Source organism: Tepidimonas ignava (assembly GCF_004342625.1).
In the GTDB taxonomy this organism is placed as follows: Bacteria; Pseudomonadota; Gammaproteobacteria; order Burkholderiales; family Burkholderiaceae_C; genus Tepidimonas; species Tepidimonas ignava.
This window is the reverse complement of record NZ_SMAH01000001.1, coordinates 142,378-159,057: the sequence shown is the minus strand read 5'-3', so window position 1 is coordinate 159,057 and position 16,680 is coordinate 142,378. Positions and strand designations below refer to the sequence as shown.

General features: G+C 69.2%; 16 protein-coding genes. 4 read left to right on the top strand and 12 right to left on the bottom strand.

Annotated elements, in window-relative coordinates; genetic code table 11:
* Nucleotide 1: 1 nt before the first annotated feature.
* Nucleotides 2-916: a motility protein A gene (locus EDC36_RS00785; protein ID WP_132961347.1), complete on the bottom strand. Its 915-nt coding sequence runs from the start codon at nt 914-916 to the stop codon at nt 2-4.
* 106 nt (nt 917-1,022) lie between these two features.
* Here EDC36_RS00785 and EDC36_RS00780 point away from each other — a divergent pair, with 106 nt between their 5' ends.
* On the top strand, nt 1,023-2,000 hold the full coding sequence (locus tag EDC36_RS00780; RefSeq protein WP_132961346.1) for a GMP reductase: 978 nt from the start codon (nt 1,023-1,025) through the stop codon (nt 1,998-2,000).
* Here the strand turns inward: EDC36_RS00780 and EDC36_RS00775 are convergent.
* The 4 genes from EDC36_RS00775 to orn all read right to left on the bottom strand — a co-directional run bounded on the left by EDC36_RS00775 (nt 1,969) and on the right by orn (nt 6,910).
* Nucleotides 1,969-2,895, bottom strand: a complete 927-nt coding sequence (locus EDC36_RS00775; RefSeq protein ID WP_132961345.1) for an alpha/beta hydrolase — start codon at nt 2,893-2,895, stop codon at nt 1,969-1,971. The two genes, EDC36_RS00780 and EDC36_RS00775, sit on opposite strands and share 32 nt — an antisense overlap.
* 138 nt (nt 2,896-3,033) lie before the next feature.
* Complete coding sequence (locus EDC36_RS00770; RefSeq protein ID WP_132961344.1) at nt 3,034-4,488, bottom strand: DEAD/DEAH box helicase; 1,455 nt, start codon at nt 4,486-4,488, stop codon at nt 3,034-3,036.
* 146 nt (nt 4,489-4,634) lie between these two features.
* Nucleotides 4,635-6,242 (bottom strand): inorganic phosphate transporter, encoded by a 1,608-nt coding sequence (locus EDC36_RS00765; protein WP_132961343.1) that lies wholly within the window; start codon nt 6,240-6,242, stop codon nt 4,635-4,637.
* Between the two features lie 65 nt (nt 6,243-6,307).
* Nucleotides 6,308-6,910, bottom strand: coding sequence for an oligoribonuclease (orn, locus tag EDC36_RS00760; RefSeq protein ID WP_132961342.1), 603 nt, complete (start codon nt 6,908-6,910; stop codon nt 6,308-6,310).
* Between the two features lie 56 nt (nt 6,911-6,966).
* Between orn and EDC36_RS00755 the strand changes: the two genes are divergently transcribed.
* Both EDC36_RS00755 and rsgA read left to right on the top strand, forming a co-directional pair.
* Nucleotides 6,967-8,244 carry a M48 family metallopeptidase gene (locus tag EDC36_RS00755; RefSeq protein WP_132961341.1) on the top strand — a complete coding sequence of 426 codons (1,278 nt, stop codon included), beginning with the start codon at nt 6,967-6,969 and terminating at the stop codon, nt 8,242-8,244.
* Nucleotides 8,241-9,182: a ribosome small subunit-dependent GTPase A gene (rsgA, locus tag EDC36_RS00750; protein WP_132961340.1), complete on the top strand. Its 942-nt coding sequence runs from the start codon at nt 8,241-8,243 to the stop codon at nt 9,180-9,182. Before EDC36_RS00755 ends, rsgA begins: the two co-directional genes overlap by 4 nt.
* Before the next feature lie 18 nt (nt 9,183-9,200).
* On the opposite strand, the gene EDC36_RS00745 is transcribed toward rsgA, so the two are convergent.
* Nucleotides 9,201-10,130 (bottom strand): CobD/CbiB family protein, encoded by a 930-nt coding sequence (locus EDC36_RS00745; RefSeq protein ID WP_132961339.1) that lies wholly within the window; start codon nt 10,128-10,130, stop codon nt 9,201-9,203.
* The gene (locus EDC36_RS00740) at nt 10,127-10,825 is read right to left on the bottom strand and encodes a CoA pyrophosphatase (protein WP_132961338.1); all 699 of its coding nucleotides are present in this window, start codon (nt 10,823-10,825) and stop codon (nt 10,127-10,129) included. Before EDC36_RS00740 ends, EDC36_RS00745 begins: the two co-directional genes overlap by 4 nt.
* Before the next feature lie 147 nt (nt 10,826-10,972).
* Between EDC36_RS00740 and EDC36_RS00735 the strand changes: the two genes are divergently transcribed.
* Nucleotides 10,973-12,277, top strand: a complete 1,305-nt coding sequence (locus EDC36_RS00735) for a Glu/Leu/Phe/Val family dehydrogenase (RefSeq protein ID WP_132961337.1) — start codon at nt 10,973-10,975, stop codon at nt 12,275-12,277.
* A 3-nt stretch (nt 12,278-12,280) separates the two neighbouring features.
* Here EDC36_RS00735 and EDC36_RS00730 read toward each other — a convergent pair whose 3' ends face one another.
* Genes EDC36_RS00730 through EDC36_RS00710 form a run of 5 tightly spaced genes read right to left on the bottom strand, consistent with a single transcriptional unit; the run spans nt 12,281 to nt 16,677 of the window.
* The gene (locus EDC36_RS00730; RefSeq protein WP_132961336.1) at nt 12,281-12,742 is read right to left on the bottom strand and encodes a DUF1178 family protein; all 462 of its coding nucleotides are present in this window, start codon (nt 12,740-12,742) and stop codon (nt 12,281-12,283) included.
* Nucleotides 12,739-13,344 (bottom strand): NUDIX domain-containing protein, encoded by a 606-nt coding sequence (locus EDC36_RS00725; RefSeq protein WP_132961335.1) that lies wholly within the window; start codon nt 13,342-13,344, stop codon nt 12,739-12,741. The genes EDC36_RS00730 and EDC36_RS00725 overlap by 4 nt, the downstream gene beginning before the upstream one ends.
* 20 nt (nt 13,345-13,364) lie before the next feature.
* Nucleotides 13,365-13,664, bottom strand: coding sequence for a DUF2818 family protein (locus EDC36_RS00720; protein ID WP_132961334.1), 300 nt, complete (start codon nt 13,662-13,664; stop codon nt 13,365-13,367).
* A 19-nt stretch (nt 13,665-13,683) separates the two neighbouring features.
* Nucleotides 13,684-15,165: an NADH-quinone oxidoreductase subunit NuoN gene (gene nuoN / locus EDC36_RS00715; protein ID WP_132961333.1), complete on the bottom strand. Its 1,482-nt coding sequence runs from the start codon at nt 15,163-15,165 to the stop codon at nt 13,684-13,686.
* 36 nt (nt 15,166-15,201) lie between these two features.
* Nucleotides 15,202-16,677 carry an NADH-quinone oxidoreductase subunit M gene (locus EDC36_RS00710; protein WP_132961332.1) on the bottom strand — a complete coding sequence of 492 codons (1,476 nt, stop codon included), beginning with the start codon at nt 16,675-16,677 and terminating at the stop codon, nt 15,202-15,204.
* Nucleotides 16,678-16,680 lie beyond the last annotated feature (3 nt).

The window sequence follows — 16,680 nt, the reverse complement described above, 5'->3', positions numbered from 1 at the left end:
ATCACCCCTGCGGCGGTGGAGGGGGCGCGGCGCCCGCGGCCGCGCCCTTGGCGCTGGCGGCGGTGCCGCCCGGGACGGCGGCGCGCGCCCGCGGCGCCCCCGCGCGCTTGGCGCTCGCGGCCCCGCCGCCCCCCTGGCCACCGCCCGAATCGTAGATTTCGTCGTCCACGTGGGCGACGAACGAGTTGAGCGTTTCGCGCATCAGCGAGGGGCTGCGCTTGGCGCACATCATCGAGATGCCCTGCAGCACCATGTTCATCAGCACGATGCGCTGCTCGGTGCGCCGCTCCAGCTTGACCGCCACGGGCTTGAACACCAGGTTGGCGAGCAAAATGCCGTAAAACGTCGTCATCAGCGCCACGGCCAGGTGGCGCCCGATCACCACCAGGTCGCCGCTGGCCACCACGTCCATCAGGTTGATCAGCCCGACCAGGGTGCCGATCATGCCGAACGCGGGGGCGTAGCTGGCCATGACGCGAAACAACTGCGCTTCGGCCGCCTCCTTGGCCTTCATGCGCGAAATGCGCCACTGCAGCAGGTCCAGAATATCCTCCTCGGGGATGCGGTCGATGACCAACTGCACGCCGGTGCGCAAAAAGGGGTTGGTCACCCGCGGCAGCGCCCGCTCCACCGCCACCGGGTCGTCGCGCATCCACAAGCGCGAGATGTCCACCAGCTCCTCGATGTCCTTTTGCGTGTACAGCCGCTCGTTGCGCATGACGATGCGGATCAGCCCGAACACGCGCAACACCTCCTTCATCGGGTACGACAGGAACGTGGCCGCCATCGTGCCCACGAGCACGATGCCGATGCTGGGCAGGTCGATGAACAGCCACGGGTCGTCGGCGGCGAACAAAATCAGCACCGCCAGCAACACGACGCTGGCGATCATGCCGATGAGGGTGGACGGGTTCATGGGTAAGCGATCGACGGCAGCCACGGACAGCCCCCATCCTAGCACCGCTGGACTAGAATCAAGCACCGGGCCTGCGTTGGGCAGCGCCCGGTTTTTTGTGCCTGTCATGGAAATCTTCGACTACGACAACATCCTGTTGCTGCCGCGCAAGTGCCGCGTGGAAAGCCGCTCCCAGTGCGACACCAGCGTGCAGTTCGGGCCGCGCCGCTTCGTACTGCCGGTGGTGCCGGCCAACATGAAAACCGTCATCAACGAGCCGATCGCCGAGTGGCTGGCCGCCAACGGGTACTTTTACGTGATGCACCGCTTCGACGTCGACAACGTGGCGTTCGTGCGGCGCATGCACGCGCAGGGGCTGTACGCCTCGATCTCGCTGGGCGTCAAGGCGGGCGACTACGACACCGTGGCCCGGCTCGTGGCCGAAGGGCTGGTGCCGGAGTACATCACGATCGACATCGCCCACGGCCATGCCGACAGCGTGCAGCGCATGATCGCGCACCTGAAAGACAAGCTGCCGGGCAGCTTCGTCATCGCGGGCAACGTCGGCACGCCTGAAGCCGTCATCGACCTGGAACATTGGGGCGCCGACGCCACCAAGGTTGGCATTGGCCCCGGCAAGGTCTGCATCACGCGCCTGAAGACGGGTTTTGGCACCGGCGGCTGGCAGTTGAGCGCGCTCAAGTGGTGCGCGCGCGTGGCCACCAAGCCCATCATCGCCGACGGCGGCATCCGCGAGCACGGCGATATCGCCAAAAGCATCCGTTTCGGCGCCACGATGGTGATGATCGGCTCGCTGCTGGCCGGGCACGAAGAGTCCCCGGGGCAGACCGTCGAGGTGGACGGGCGGCTGTACAAAGAGTACTACGGCTCGGCCAGCGACTTCAACAAGGGCGAGTACCGTCACGTCGAAGGCAAGCGTATCCTGGAGCCGATCAAAGGCAAGCTGGCCGACACGCTGCGCGAAATGCGCGAAGACCTGCAAAGCTCGATCAGCTACGCCGGCGGCACGCAGCTGATGGACATCCGCCGCGTCAACTACGTGATCTTGGGCGTCAACAACGCCGGCGAGCACCTGTTGATGTGACCCGCGGGGCGCCGACGGCCGGCTGGCCGCGCGGCACCCGTGCCCCGAAGGTCAGCGCCAACGCCAGCTGGTGCAACCGCGTGCCGGGCAGGCTGAGCTGCTCCAGCACGCTGAAGTGGTTGCAGTCCGGCAAGGTCTCGCACACCGGCACGCGGCGCTCGCCCCACACCCGCCGCAGCGTGGTGGTCTGGCGCTGGAACTCCGCGCTTTCCTCCGCGCCCACCACCGCCAGCATGCGCCCGTGGCGTGGCGGCGGCAACCACGCCGGACTGGCGCGCGCCACGTCGTCGGGGGTCAGCCGCAGCGTGTCGCGGATAAACGGCGCGTGCATCAGCGGCTCCAAATCGTACAGCCCCGAAATGCCCAGCGCCCCCCGCACCAGTTGGGCCGGCAGCGTCGCGTCCCACGCCGTCCAGCGGCACGCCAGCATCATGGCCGCCAAGTGCGCTCCCGCCGAATGGCCGATGACGACCAACCGCTGGGCGTCCGCGCCCCAGCGCGCGCCATGGCGGTGCACCCAGGCCAACGCGCGCACCATTTGCAGCACGATGTCCGGGATCGTCACCGCGGGGCACAGCGCGTAGTTCGGTACGAACACACAGGCCCCCGCGTTGCGCAGCGGCACCGCGAGGAACGAGTGGTCGGCTTTGTCCAGGGCACGCCAGTAGCCACCGTGGATGAACACGACCGCTGGCCCACCCGGCCGGTCGGCCGGGAACACGTCCAGACGCTCGCTGGCGTCGTCGCCGTAGGCGACGTCGAGCTCGCACGGGTGGGCTTCACGCGCGTCCTGCGACGCCAACGCCCAACGCCCCAGATGCCATGGGTGCTGCGGCACCGCCGCACGGGCGTTGTACATGCGGTCGAGCCAGTCCCCGTTCCAACGCGGTTGCATGCTGTCTCCTCGGAAGCGCCCTTCGCGGGCGACAGGGAGGCATCATCGCACACCGGCGCGCGCCGGGTCTGTCACCCGGCCAACACCGGGCGGGCGCGGGCACCGCCGCAGGAGTGCTTGCCGGGCCGCAGGGTCCGGTCAGCGCACGCCGCCGCGCAGCGTGCCCACGCCGCGGCCACCCACGGTGGCGCCACGCGCCGCCGCAGGGCTGCGCCACCCTGCGCCGGGGCGACCGGCGCCACGGGCGCTGCCGCCACCTTCGGGGCGTCGGGCGCCCTCGCCGCGCCAACCGCCGGCGCCGCTGCGCCCGCGGCCCGGACCGGCGCCACGGTGCGCCTGCGGCCGCAGGCGCGGCTCCAGGCCTGCAATCGTGTGCTCAGGGATCGGCTCGCGGCGCAGCGCTTCGATCGCCGCGATGCGGCGCCGATCGCGCGGCTCGGCCATCGTCACGGCCAAGCCGCTGCGCCCGGCGCGACCGGTGCGGCCGATGCGGTGCACGTAGTCCTCGGCCTTCATCGGCAAGCCGTAGTTGAAGACGTGCGTGATGGTGGGCACGTCGATGCCGCGCGCGGCCACGTCGGTGGCCACCAGGATCTGCACACGCCCCTCACGCAGCGCTTGCAGGCGGCGTTGACGCACCCCCTGCGGCATCGCGCCATGCAGGGCCACGGCGGCAAAACCCGCTTGTTGCAGTTCTTCGGCCAGCGCGTCGCACTCCACCTGCGTGCTGGCAAACACGATGGCCTGCTGCAGCTCGCCGTCGCGCAACCAGTGCTCCAGCAAGCGGCGCTTGTGGCCGGCGTCGTCGCACCAGTGCAGGCGCTGCTCGATGTGCTGATGGCGCTGCTGCGGCGTGGCCAGTGTGAGCTGGCGCGGCTGGCGCATGATGCCCGCGGCCAGTTGCTGCACGCGCGGCGCGAAGGTGGCCGAAAACATCAGCGTCTGCGCGCGCGATTGGGTCAAGGCGTGGATCGCCGCCAGGTCGTCGGCAAAACCCAGGTCGAGCATGCGGTCGGCCTCGTCCAGCACCAGGTGCTGCACAGCGTCGAGCTCCACGTGCCCACCGCGTTGCAGGTCGAGCAAACGGCCCGGCGTGGCCACCAGCACGTCCGCGCCCTGCAGGCGCTGCAACTGCTGCTGGTACGGCAAGCCGCCCACCACCGTGGCCACGCGCAAGGCACGGGCGTGGCGCAGCAGGTCAATGGCGTCGGCGCTGACCTGTTGCGCCAGTTCACGCGTCGGGCACAGCACCAGCACCCGCGGGCGGGCCGGCTGCCAACGGCCACCGCGGCGGGGCACGCCGCGCGCGGGGGTCTCGGCGCTGGCCTGCAGCAACGTGTGCAGCAGCGGCAGCAGGTAGGCGGCGGTCTTGCCGCTGCCGGTCTGGCTCGACACCATCAGGTCGGCCGCGGCGCCGGTCGCGTCGGGCAGCGCCGCAGGGATGGCGGCCTGCTGCACGGCGGTCGGGGTGCTAAAGCCCAGGTCGGCCACCGCGCGCAGCAGCGCCGGGTGCAGCCCGAGTTGATCGAACGAGGAAGGGGAAACATCGGCAGGCGCGCGCACGGCGGCCGCCTGGAGGGCAAGGCTGGTCATCCTGAAGACTCCGTTGGGAGGGTGGGCAACATCACATCGACCACCCCACGCAAACCCAACTCAACCAGGCACGCCAGCAGCAGATGCAACGAAAAAGCCGACCACACCAACGTGGTCGGCTGCGCACATTATGCCACGAAACCGCTTCAGGCGGTCAGCAGCCACTCCACCACGCGGAAACACACCGCCGCCAGCACGGCCGTGGCCGGCACCGTGACGATCCAGGCCGCGATGATGCGCATCACCACCGAGCGCTTGACGATTTCCTTCTTGTACGCCTTTTTGAACGCCTTGCGCTCTTTCTTGCTGAACCAGCCCGGCGCCAGCTCGCCGCGGCGTTCCATCTCCTTGGCGCGCTTTTTCATCTCGGCCAGCATGCGCTTTTTCTCCTGCACCGGCGCCGCTTCAAAGCGCTGCAGGTAGGCCTCGACGATCTCGCGGTCTTCGCCCTGGTGGGCGGCGCGCACCACCGCTTCCATCTTGGCGTAGTTGACCTTGAGCAGCTCGCGCAAGAACCCGACGCCGAACACCGCACCGATCGACACGTGCGTCGTCGACACGGGCATGCCCAGCTGCGACGCGATGATGACCGTGACCGTGGCCGCCATCGCGATGGCGTAGGCGCGCATGCGGTCGAGCTCGGTGATTTCTTTGCCCACCGTGATGATCAGCTTGCCGCCGTACAGCGCCAACCCGATCGACAGGCCCAACGCCCCCAGCACCATGATCCAGGTCGGCGTGGCGGCCTTGGCCACCACCACCCCGTTGAGCACGGCCTCGTAAATGGCCGCCAGCGGGCCAATGGCGTTGGCCACGTCATTGGCGCCATGCGCAAAGCTCAGCAGCGCCGCGGCGAACACCAGCGGCCAGGTGAACAGTTGGTTGACCCCGTCTTTGCTGCTGGGCAGTTGCGCCGCCTGCCGCGCCACCGGGCCGCGCAGCGCGACAAACACCACCACCGCCACCGCCAGGCCCGCCAAGAGCGCCTGCCCAAACGAGATTTTCATCACGTTGTTGAGGCCCTTGAGCAGCAGGTACGTCGCGCTGGCCCACGCCATCGCGGCGATCAGCAGCGGCACACGCCGTGCGGCCGCCGCGCCCATGTCGGCCTGGTAGGTGATGAGCCGCTTGCTCAGGTACAGCACCGCGGCGGCCACCGCCCCGCCAAACAGCGGCGACACGACCCAGCTCAGCACGATGGAGCCGATCGTGGTCCAGTTGACCACGCCCCACCCACCGGCTGCGATCCCGGCGCCGGCCACCGCGCCGATGATCGAGTGCGTGGTGGACACCGGCGCGCCCAGCACCGTGGCCAGGTTCAACCACAGCGCGCCGGCCAGCAGCGCCGCCAGCATCAACCACGTGAAGCGCTCGGCCTGGGCAAAGGCCTTCATATCGATGATGCCGCCCTTGATGGTGCCCACCACCTCAGCGCCGGCGATGATGGCGCCCAGCGCCTCGAACAACGCCGCCAGCGCGATCGCACCGCCCAGGCTGATGGCGCCAGCCCCGACGGGCGCCCCCATGTTGTTGGCCACATCGTTGGCCCCTATGTTCATGGCCATGTAGCCGCCCACGGCGGCGGCAATGACCAAAAACCACAGCGCCTGGGGGCTGAGGCCAGGTGTGCCGCGCACCATCAGGGCGGCCGCGAGCCCGGCGGCCACCAGCGCCGCCACCGCCGCCGCCAAGCGCAGCGATTGTTCCAAATGCGCCCGCCCGGAGCGGGTCACGGGGGTCAAAATGGGTGTCATGACACGTCACGCGTTTGTCAAAAAACGCGCAAGCTTACCCTGAAACCCGGCCGTGGCGCAGCGCCTCACCCCGGCAAACGCAAAAAATGGTCGCGGTAGTGCTGCAGCTCGTCGATCGACTCGTGCACGTCGGCCAGCGCCGTGTGGCGCTGCTGCTTCTGAAACGCCTTGTACACCTCGGGCCGCCAACGCTTGGCCAGCTCTTTGAGCGTGCTGACGTCCAGGTTGCGGTAGTGGAAAAACGCCTCCAGCCGCGGCATGTACTTGACCAGAAAACGGCGGTCCTGGCCGATGCTGTTGCCGCACATCGGCGAGCCGCCCTTCGGGACGTAGCGGGCGATGAAGTCCAGCAGCACGGTCTCGGCCTCGGCTTCGGTCATCGTGCTGGCGCGCACCTTGTCGATCAGGCCGCTTTTGCCGTGCGTGCCTTTGTTCCAACTGTCCATGGCGTCCAACACGGCGTCGTCTTGGTGGATCACCAGCACCGGCCCCTCAATGCGGGGCGTGAGGTTGGGGCCGGTGACCACCACGGCCACCTCCAGCAGACGGTCGCGCTCCGGATCCAGCCCGGTCATCTCACAATCGATCCACACCAGGTTTTGGTCGCTGCGCGGCAACGCCAGCGCTTCGGTGTCCAGGGTTTCAGGCAGGTGTTGCGGGTTGTCCATGGGGCGATTGTCGCCGATGGCGCTCCCGCCCTGGGCTTGCACTAGACTTCTTGCCCATGGACATCGGTATGCCTGCAGCGTTGCTGTGGAGCGCGGTCTTTGCCGTGCTGTTGCTGGCGCAATGGCTGGCGCGCGCGTGGCTGTTGACACGCCAGATGCGCCACGTGGCCCGCCACCGCGAGCGTGTGCCAGCGGCGCTGGCGGATCACCTCGACCTCAGCACGCACCGCCGCGCGGCGGATTACACGGTGGCGCGCAGCCAGCTTGCGCTGTGGGAAGCGAGCGCGCAAACCGCCATCGTCACCGGCTGGACGCTGCTGGGCGGGCTGGAGGCGCTGGACAAGGCCTTGCTGAACTGGCTCGGGCCCGGGTTGACGCAACAGGTGGCGCTGGTGGCCGCGTTCGCGCTGATCGGGGCGCTGCTGGAGCTGCCACTGGCCTGGTGGCGCACGTTTCGGCTGGAAGCGCGCTTTGGCTTCAACCGCACGACGCTGGGGTTGTGGCTGGCCGACGGCCTCAAAGCCACCCTGGTGGCGGCGCTGCTGGGGTTGCCGCTGGTGCTGGCCCTGCTGGCGCTGATGGAGCATGCCGGCCCGTGGTGGTGGGTGTGGGCGTGGGGGCTTTGGATGGGCTTCAACCTGCTGCTGATGGTGGTGTGGCCGCTGTGGATCGCGCCGCTGTTCAACCGTTTCGACCCCCTGCCGCCCGAGGGCGAGCTGCACCAGCGCCTGAGCGCGCTGCTGCAGCGCTGCGGGCTGCGGGCGCAAGGGGTGTACGTGGTCGATGGCAGCCGCCGCAGCGCCCACGCCAACGCCTACTTCACCGGCCTGGGGCGCGCCAAACGCGTCGTGCTGTTCGACACGCTGCTGCAGCAGCTTGCCCCCGCGCAGATCGAGGCGGTGCTGGCGCACGAACTGGGCCACGCCCAATTGCGCCACATCCCACGTCGGTTGACGCTGCTCGGGGTTGGCAGTGCCGTGGCGTTGGCGCTGCTGGCGTGGCTTGGGCAGCAGCCGTGGTTCTACTTCGGGCTGGGTGTCACGCCCGACCTGGCTGGGGGCAATGCGGCACGCGCGCTGCTGCTGTTTTTGCTGGTGCTGCCGCAGGCGGGCTTTTGGGCCGCGCCGTTGATGGCCGCCTGGTCACGCCGCGACGAGTTCGCCGCCGACGCCTACGCCGCCCGCCACGCCGACGCTCGGGCGCTGCGCGACGCGCTGCTGCGGTTGCACCGCGACAACGCCGCCACCGCCACGCCCGACCCGTGGTACGTGCGCTTTTTCTACAGCCACCCCCCGTTGCTGCAGCGCCTGCAACGGCTGCCCGCCGCCGCATGAGCGCACACGCCCACACCACCACCCTCCCCGCCAGCGCCTGCGGGCGCGTGGTCGCCAGCTACGGGCGGCACCTGCTGGTCGAGGCCGACGACGGCCGGCGCGTGCGCTGCCACCCGCGCGGCAAACGCACCGAAGCCGTGGTGGGGGACTGGGTGGACTGGCAGCCCTCCGGGGATGAGGGCGTCATCACCGCCATCCACCCGCGCCGCAGCCTGCTGCGACGCCAGGACGAGCTGCGCACCAAAACCTTGGCCGCCAACGTCGACCAGGTGCTGATCATGCTGGCGGCCGAACCGGTGTTTTCCGACGAGCACCTGAGCCGGGCGCTGATCGCGGCGCGCGACGCCGACGTCGCGCCGCTGATCGTGCTCAACAAGCGCGACGTGCAGCCCGCGTTCGACGAGGCCTGGCAGCGTCTGGAGCCGTACCGCGCGATGGGCGAAACGGTGCTGCCGCTGTGCGTGGGCGGCGCGGTGCCCGACGACGGCATGGAGGCCCTGTGGCCCCATCTGCAGGGGCGTGCCACGCTGGTGATGGGCGCGTCCGGTGTGGGCAAGAGCACGCTCATCAACCGACTCGTGCCCGGCGCGCAGGCCCAGACCCAGGCCATTTCACGCGCCCTGGGCACGGGTCGGCACACCACGACGCACACCACCTGGTACTGGCTGGATGAGGCGCGCCGCAGCGCCATCGTCGACTCACCCGGGTTTCACGCCTTTGGGCTGCACCACATTGAGCCGCGCCGCCTGGCCAGCCTGATGCCGGACATCGCCGCGCACCTTGGTGGATGCCGCTTCGCCAACTGCACCCACCGCCAGGAGCCGGGCTGCGCCGTGCGCGCGGCGCTGGCGCCGCAGGGGCCGCTGTCGCCGCGCCGCTGGCAGCTGTACCAGGCGTTGTACGACGAACTGGCGCGCGCCCAGCAACCGTACGGCTGACGCGGTGGCGGGGCGCGGTCAAAACAGGCGCACCAGCACCGTAAGGGCCAGCAGCAGCATCCACAGCACCACGCTGCGCCACACCAGCCCCACCAACGCCGCCAGGTGCGTCAGTTGCGGTGCCGGCCAGGTCTGCGCGTCGGGTTCGGCCGGCGCGCGCGGCAGCAAGCGCACGTGGATTGCGCCTTCGGTGGCGGCCAGCAGCAGCTCATCGCTGGGCGTGTTCCAGGGGGTGGCGTGCGCGCGCCAGCGCTCCAGCACGTCCTCGAAATGCCCCACCACGGCAAACGCCAACGCCGTGGCCCGCGCCGGCAACGCATCCACCCAGCACCAGCCGCGCTGCGCCGCCGACGCCACCGCCGGGCTGACCGGTTCCACGGCCGACGAGGATGCCTCGTCGGCCCATGCGCGGGCCAGCCGCTCGGCCTGCCGGTACAGCACGGCCCCCGCCGGCCCCAGACCCAACGCCGCCAGCACCACGTACGCCACCGCCACCCCCAACACGTGCCGGTGCGCGTCCAGCACACCGTGCGCGATCACCCGGCGCAGCAACTCCTCGCGCGGCCAATCCACCGCGGGCGCGCCGCGCCATTGGGCGTACAGCGTGCGGGCACGCGCCTCGTCGCCGCTTTCCAGGGCGAAGCGAATCTCGGTGAACGGGTGGCTGAAATGCCGAAACCCCAGCGTGCTGACCAGCACCACCACGCTCCACGCCAGCGCCAGCAGGCCGTGCAACTGCCACAGCAGCGCATGCACCAGCGCCACCAGCAACGCCGGCGCCACCGCCGCCGCGGCCCACGCCATCCACCCTTGGGCGCTGTGCCCGGCGTCGAGCTGGCGGCGCACCGTCTCCGCCCAGCCCGCCAGCGGGGCCGAGGCCGACAGCGGCGCCGCGGGCCGCCAGGCCTGGTCGATCAGCAGCGCCAACAACAAAGCAAACAGGGTCATGGCGGCATCATAGCGGCGCTGGCCGCCAGCAAAAACCGGTACAGGTTGCGCAGCATGCCGGCGGTGGCGCCCCAGATGAAGCGCTCGGTACCGCCGTCGTCGTACGGCATCGACAGCCAGCGCCGCCGCACATCGCCCAGCATGAGCTCGTGGTGTCGGTGGTGGCGCGGATCCATCAGGTGCGCCAGCGGCACCTCGAACACTTCGTCCACCTCGCGCGGGTCGGGCCGCCAGGTCCCCTCGGGACGCACCAGCGCGACGACCGGCGTGATGTCAAAGCCCGAGCCGGTGCTGTACGTCGGCAGCGCCCCCAGCGGCTCAACCCACGCCGGCGGCATGCCCACCTCCTCGGCCGCTTCGCGCAGCGCGCAGCGCACCGGGTCGCCGCCGTCGGCCGGGTCGAGCTTGCCGCCCGGAAACGCCACCTGCCCGCCGTGGGTGGGCAGGTGCAGCGGGCGCTGGGTCAGCAGCACTTGCGGCCCTTCGCGCCACACCAGCGGCACCAGCACGGCCGCCGGGCGCGCCGGTCCGTCCACCCAGCGCGGCTCGGCACGCAGCTCCGGGGTCCACGGCGGGGGCGCCTGAAACACCTGCCGCAACCACGCGGGCGTGAGGCGCTCCACCGCCACACGCGGCAAATGCGTGTCCACCGCCACCACGGGCACTTGGCGCGGGTCGAAACTGGGCCTGCTCATCGCTTGCTCCTGGGGCCCCCATTGTGCCCTGCCCACCGCAGGGCACACCCATGCATGCCGTGCATAACGCCATCCCCCAACGGCGTTGGACAGCGCCCCACCGCGCGGCTATGCTGCGCGCCGTGTTCAACCCTGTGGACGTCTGCCATGAGCGACAACCCGATCCGCGTGGCCACCAGCCACGCCCTGCCCTCCTACCTCGACCCGCACCACCTGGGTCCGTGGGGGATTTTTCTGCAACAGGTCGACCGCGTCACCCCTTACCTGGGCAACCTGGCGCGCTGGGTCGAAACCCTCAAGCGCCCCAAACGCATCCTGGTCGTCGATGTCCCGATCCAGATGGACGACGGCACGGTGGCGCACTTCGAAGGCTACCGCGTGCAGCACAACACCTCGCGCGGCCCGGGCAAAGGCGGCGTGCGCTACCACCAGGATGTGACCCTGTCCGAAGTGATGGCGCTGGCGGCGTGGATGTCGATCAAAAACGCCGCTGTCAACGTGCCTTTCGGGGGTGCCAAAGGAGGCATCCGCGTTGACCCGCGCAAGCTGTCGCTGCCCGAACTGGAGCGGCTGACACGCCGCTACACGAGCGAAATCGGCATCATCATCGGCCCCACCAAAGACATCCCGGCCCCGGACGTCAACACCAACGAGCGCGTCATGGCCTGGATGATGGACACCTACTCGATGAACGTCGGCGAAACCGCCACCGGCGTGGTCACCGGCAAACCCATCAGCCTCGGCGGCTCGCTGGGCCGCCACGAAGCCACCGGGCGCGGCGTGTATACGGTGGGTGTGCAAGCGGCGCGGCGCATGGGGCTCGACATCGCCGGCGCGCGCGTGGCGGTGCAAGGTTTTGGCAACGTGGGCGGCATCGCCGCCAGGCTGTTTGCCGAGGCGGGCGCGCGCGTCGTCGCCGTGCAAGACCACGCCGGCTGCGTTTACGCCGAGGCGGGTCTGGACGTGCCCGCGCTGCTGCGCCATGCCAAAGCCACCGGGTCGGTGGCGGGCTTCGAGGGGGCGCAGGCGCTGCCACGCGAGCAGTTCTGGGACACCCCGTGCGACATCCTGATCCCCGCCGCGTTGGAGCAGCAAATCACCGAAGCCAACGCCCACCGCATCCAGGCGCGCCTGATCATCGAGGGCGCCAACGGCCCCACCACCCCCGCGGCAGACGACATCCTGACCGAGCGCGGCGTGCTGATCGTGCCCGACGTCATCGCCAACGCCGGTGGCGTCACGGTGAGCTACTTTGAGTGGGTGCAGGATTTTTCCAGCTTTTTCTGGACCGAGGAGGAGATCAACCAGCGCCTGGTGGCGGTGATGAACAACGCGCTGGACGCCGTATGGCACGTCGCCGACGACAAGGGCGTCACCTTGCGCACCGCCACCTTCATCGTGGCCTGCGAGCGCATCCTGCGCGCGCGCGACCTGCGCGGGTTGTACCCCTGAGCCTCAATGCAGCGCGCCGTCGTCCAGCAAGGGGGTGTCGGGCAGCGGCAGCGCCGCGATGCCCTCCTCCCACAGCTCGGCGGCCTGGGCCAGCGTGGCGCGGCCGCGGATGCGGCGCTCGGGCGCCTGGCCGGCGTGCATCGCCCGCGCTTCGTCGGCGAAGCGCTCGCCCACGTCCTCCGCGCTGCGCACCCAGGCCCGCAGGCGCCGCAGCAGCTCGGCCTGCGCCTGGCGGCTCATCGGTGCGGCAGGCTCGGCGGGCGCCTCGGCCGGCGGCGCAGGCGCGCGCTCAGCGCCCCGCCGGGTTTGGACGTACGGGGCGCTCACCCCCTTGTGCACGGCGCGGCTGCCGCACACCGGGCACGCCAACAGGCCGGTTTCGCGTTGGTGCGTGTAATCGTCTTCCGAGCCAAACCAGCCTTCGAAAATGTGCCCGTGCTCGCAGACCAAGTCCAGCACCTTCATGGACGCGTCTCCTGCATCCAGGCCGACGTCGGCCGCCAGGACAGCGCCCAGCGGCCCGCCACAACCTGTTGCCACCACAGCAGGCCGGCCAGTGTTTTGCCATCGGTCAGTTCGCCGCGCGCCACCGCGGCCAGCAGCTCGTCGCCCGACACCGTCAACACGTCCAAAAATTCGCCCTCATCAAGCGTGCGCGTTCCGGCCCGCAAACCACGGGCAAACCAGATTTCGATCACCTCGTTGGAGTAGCCGATGCACGGGTGCAGCACGCCGGCGCGCGCCCACTCGTCGGCCTCGTAACCGGTTTCCTCGCGCAGCTCGCGCGCGGCGCACGCCCAGCCCGTCTCACCGGGGTCCCGCTTGCCGGCGGGCAGCTCGATGAACACCTGCCCCACGGGGTAACGGAACTGCCGCTCCAGCACCAGCCGCGTCGCATCCAGCATGGGCACGACCATCACCGCGCCCGGGTGGCGCACATAGACGCGCCGGGCTTGCCCGCCGTTTGGCAGACGCACGTCATCCTGGTGCAACGACAGAAAACTGCCCTGCCACAACGTGCGTTGCAGCAGCGGCGCCTCGGTCAAGTCGTCGGGTTGCGGGTGCACGCGGGTGGCTCCACGGCACGTCAGTGGCGCACCAGGTAGCGCCACACGAAGCCGGGAAAGGCCAGCGTGGCAAACATGGCCGCGGTCACGGCGTAAAACTCCCAACGCTGCGGGTAGATCTGGCCCACCTGCGCCTCCAACGCCAGCGACACGCCCCCCACGGCGAAATACAGCAGCACCAGCTCCAGCAAGCGCCCCCACAACGGCTTGACGCCGCCGCGGGCCGGCAGCAGCGCCAACCAACGTTGGTTGATAAACGGCAGGTTGGCCCCCACGATGGCCAACCCAATCACGGTCCAGACGGCGGTTTGTAGCCCCATGCCCGTAGTCTAGCCGGGCTTACAAGACCGCGCGCAGCGCCTGGACACACAGGGTCATGAGGCCGCCCGGCAACACCCCCAGCACCAGCACCAGCGCGCCGTTGACGGTGAGCACCGCGCGGGTGGCCAGCGGCGCTTCGATGGGCGCGGTCTGCACCGGCGCATCAAAGTACATCACCTTGATCAGGCGCAGGTAGTAGAACGCCCCCACCAGCGAGGCCAGCACGGCAAACACCGCCAAGCCCACGGCCGCTTCGGCACCCGAAGCCAGCAGCGCCTGCAGCACGGCCAGCTTGGCGTAAAAGCCCACCAGCGGCGGCACACCGGCCAGCGAGAACAGGCACGCCGCCAACACGCCCGCGTACAGGGGGCTGCGCTGGTTGAGCCCGGCGAAGTCCTCGATGTCCTCGGACTCGAAGCCGGCGCGGGTGAGCAGCAACAGCACGCCGAAGGTCGCCAGCGTCGTCAGCACGTAGGTGACGACGTAAAACATCGCCGCCCCCCAGGCGTCGGCCATGCCGCCACGGCCGCCTTCGGCCACACCGCCCACCAGCGCCAACAGCATGAAGCCCATCTGCGCAATCGTCGAAAACGCCAGCATGCGCTTGACGTTGCGCTGCGCGATCGCGGCCAGGTTGCCCACCAGCAACGACGCCACCGCCAGCGTGGCCAACATCGGCTGCCACTGCGCCGCGGCCAGCGGCAGGCTCTCGGCCAGCAGCCGCACGACGATGGCGAACGCCGCCAGCTTGGGCGCGCCGGCGATCAGCAAGGTCACCGCCGTGGGCGCACCGTGGTAGATGTCCGGCACCCACATGTGGAACGGGACCACGCCCAGCTTGAACGCCAGCCCGGCGACGACAAACACGATGCCCAGCGTCAACACCAGCGGCTCGCGCACGCCGCCGGCCACCGCCTGCGCCACCGCGGCCACGTGCAGGCTGCCGGTGGCGCCGTACACGAGCGACAACCCGTACAGCAGGAAGCCGCTGGCCAGCGCCCCCAGCACAAAGTACTTCATCGCCGCCTCGGTGGCGCGCACCTCGTCGCGGCGCAACGCCACCAGCGCGTAGCTGGACAGCGTCAACAGCTCCAGCCCCAGGTACAGCACCAGGTAGTGGTGGCCGCTGATCATGATGAACATGCCCAGCAGCGCAAACATCGACAACGTGAACAGCTCGCCGCCACGCAGCATGTCGCGCGCGCCGGCGTACGGCCGCGCGTACACCAGCGTCACCATCAGCGCCACGGTGGCGAAGCATTTGAGCCACGCGGCCAGCGGGTCACTGACGATCATGCCGCCAAAGCCCACCAGCGTCTGGCCACTGCTGGCCAGGTAGCCTTCCAACACCGCCACCACCGCCAGCGTCAACTGGGTCAAGCGGTAGGTGGCATCGCGCAGCGGCGTGTCGACGAACAGGTCGTACAGGGCGATCACGCACGCCATGCCGAGCAACAGCAGCTCCGGCGTGGCGGTGGCCCAACTGACGGCATCGATCATCGTGAGGTCGCTTTCTTGCAAAAGGTTAGGCAACGGTCAGCCCAGCTTGGACACGGCCACATGCTTGAGCAGTTGCTGCACCGCCGGGTCCATTGCGTCGGTGAAAGGCTTGGGGTGGATGCCCAGGTACAGCACCATCACCGCCAGCAGCGCCAGGATCAGGTATTCGCGCGCGTTGATGTCCTTGAGCGCCTTGACGTGCTCATGCACCGGTGCGCCCAGGTACACGCGCTTGAACATCCACAGCGAGTACGCGGCGCCCAGGATCAGCGACGTTGCAGCCAGCATCGCGATCCAGAAGTTTTCACGCACGGCGGCCAGGATCACCATCCACTCACCGACAAAGCCGGCCGTGCCCGGCAGCCCCGCGTTGGCCATCACGAACAGCGCGGCAAAGGCGGCAAACGCCGGCATCGTGTTGACCACACCGCCGTAGTCCTTGATTTCGCGCGAATGCACACGGTCGTACAGCACGCCAATGCACAGGAACATCGCCGCCGACACAAACCCGTGCGCGATCATCTGCACCAGCGCACCACTGACGCCCAGGTCGTTGAACAGGAACAACCCCAGCGTGACGAAGCCCATGTGCGCCACCGACGAGTAGGCCACGAGCTTTTTCATATCCTGCTGCACCATCGCCACCAGGCCGACGTAAATCACCGCCACCAGCGACAGGCCGATGATCAGCGGCGCCCACTGATGCGCGGCGTCCGGCGTGATCGGCAGCGAAAAGCGCAAAAACCCGTACGCGCCCAGCTTGAGCATGATGGCCGCCAGCACCGCTGAGCCACCTGTGGGCGCCTCGACGTGCACGTCCGGCAACCAGGTGTGCACCGGCCACATCGGCACCTTGACGGCAAACGCCGCCAGGAAGGCGAAGAACAGCGCCGACTGCACGTCCGCGCCCAGCGGCAGCTTCCACCAGGTGGCCAGGTCAAAGCTGCCACCCGACACGTTGTACAGGTACAGCAGCGCCACCAGCATCAGCAGCGAGCCCAGCAGCGTGTACAGGAAGAACTTGAACGCCGCGTAAATCTTGTTCGGGCCACCCCAGATACCGATGATGATGTACATCGGGATCAGCGTGGCTTCGAAGAAGATGTAAAACAGCATCGCGTCCAGCGCCGCGAACACGCCGATCATCAACCCCGACAGGATCAAAAACGCCCCCATGTACTGGTTGACGCGCTCGGTGATGACCTCCCAGCCGGCGATGACAACGATCACCGTGATGAAGGCGGTCAGCGGGATCAGCCACAGCGAAATGCCGTCCACGCCCAGGTGGTAGTGCACGTTGAAGCGCTCGATCCACGGCGCCTTTTCGACGAATTGCATCGCCGCCGTGCTCGTGTCAAAGCCGGTGATCAGCGGCACCGTCACGGCCAGCCCGAGCAGCGCCCCGATGAGCGCGGTCCAGCGCACGGCGCCGGCATGCTCGTCACGCCCCAGCGCCAGCAGCACCGCGCCAAACAGGATCGGCGTCCAAATCGCCAGACTCAACAAACCCATGCT

What these genes read in the sequence shown, in the direction of transcription:
- EDC36_RS00775 (WP_132961345.1), bottom strand. Translation starts at nt 2,895, where the DNA reads ATGCAACCGCGTTGGAACGGGGACTGGCTCGACCGCATGTACAACGCC.
- EDC36_RS00710 (WP_132961332.1), bottom strand. Translation starts at nt 16,677, where the DNA reads ATGGGTTTGTTGAGTCTGGCGATTTGGACGCCGATCCTGTTTGGCGCG.
- rsgA (WP_132961340.1), top strand. Translation starts at nt 8,241, where the DNA reads ATGAGCGCACACGCCCACACCACCACCCTCCCCGCCAGCGCCTGCGGG.
- orn (WP_132961342.1), bottom strand. Translation starts at nt 6,910, where the DNA reads ATGGACAACCCGCAACACCTGCCTGAAACCCTGGACACCGAAGCGCTG.
- nuoN (WP_132961333.1), bottom strand. Translation starts at nt 15,165, where the DNA reads ATGATCGATGCCGTCAGTTGGGCCACCGCCACGCCGGAGCTGCTGTTG.
- EDC36_RS00730 (WP_132961336.1), bottom strand. Translation starts at nt 12,742, where the DNA reads ATGAAGGTGCTGGACTTGGTCTGCGAGCACGGGCACATTTTCGAAGGC.
- EDC36_RS00735 (WP_132961337.1), top strand. Translation starts at nt 10,973, where the DNA reads ATGAGCGACAACCCGATCCGCGTGGCCACCAGCCACGCCCTGCCCTCC.
- EDC36_RS00780 (WP_132961346.1), top strand. Translation starts at nt 1,023, where the DNA reads ATGGAAATCTTCGACTACGACAACATCCTGTTGCTGCCGCGCAAGTGC.
- EDC36_RS00765 (WP_132961343.1), bottom strand. Translation starts at nt 6,242, where the DNA reads ATGACACCCATTTTGACCCCCGTGACCCGCTCCGGGCGGGCGCATTTG.
- EDC36_RS00785 (WP_132961347.1), bottom strand. Translation starts at nt 916, where the DNA reads ATGAACCCGTCCACCCTCATCGGCATGATCGCCAGCGTCGTGTTGCTG.
- EDC36_RS00770 (WP_132961344.1), bottom strand. Translation starts at nt 4,488, where the DNA reads ATGACCAGCCTTGCCCTCCAGGCGGCCGCCGTGCGCGCGCCTGCCGAT.
- EDC36_RS00755 (WP_132961341.1), top strand. Translation starts at nt 6,967, where the DNA reads ATGGACATCGGTATGCCTGCAGCGTTGCTGTGGAGCGCGGTCTTTGCC.
- EDC36_RS00745 (WP_132961339.1), bottom strand. Translation starts at nt 10,130, where the DNA reads ATGACCCTGTTTGCTTTGTTGTTGGCGCTGCTGATCGACCAGGCCTGG.
- EDC36_RS00720 (WP_132961334.1), bottom strand. Translation starts at nt 13,664, where the DNA reads ATGGGGCTACAAACCGCCGTCTGGACCGTGATTGGGTTGGCCATCGTG.
- EDC36_RS00740 (WP_132961338.1), bottom strand. Translation starts at nt 10,825, where the DNA reads ATGAGCAGGCCCAGTTTCGACCCGCGCCAAGTGCCCGTGGTGGCGGTG.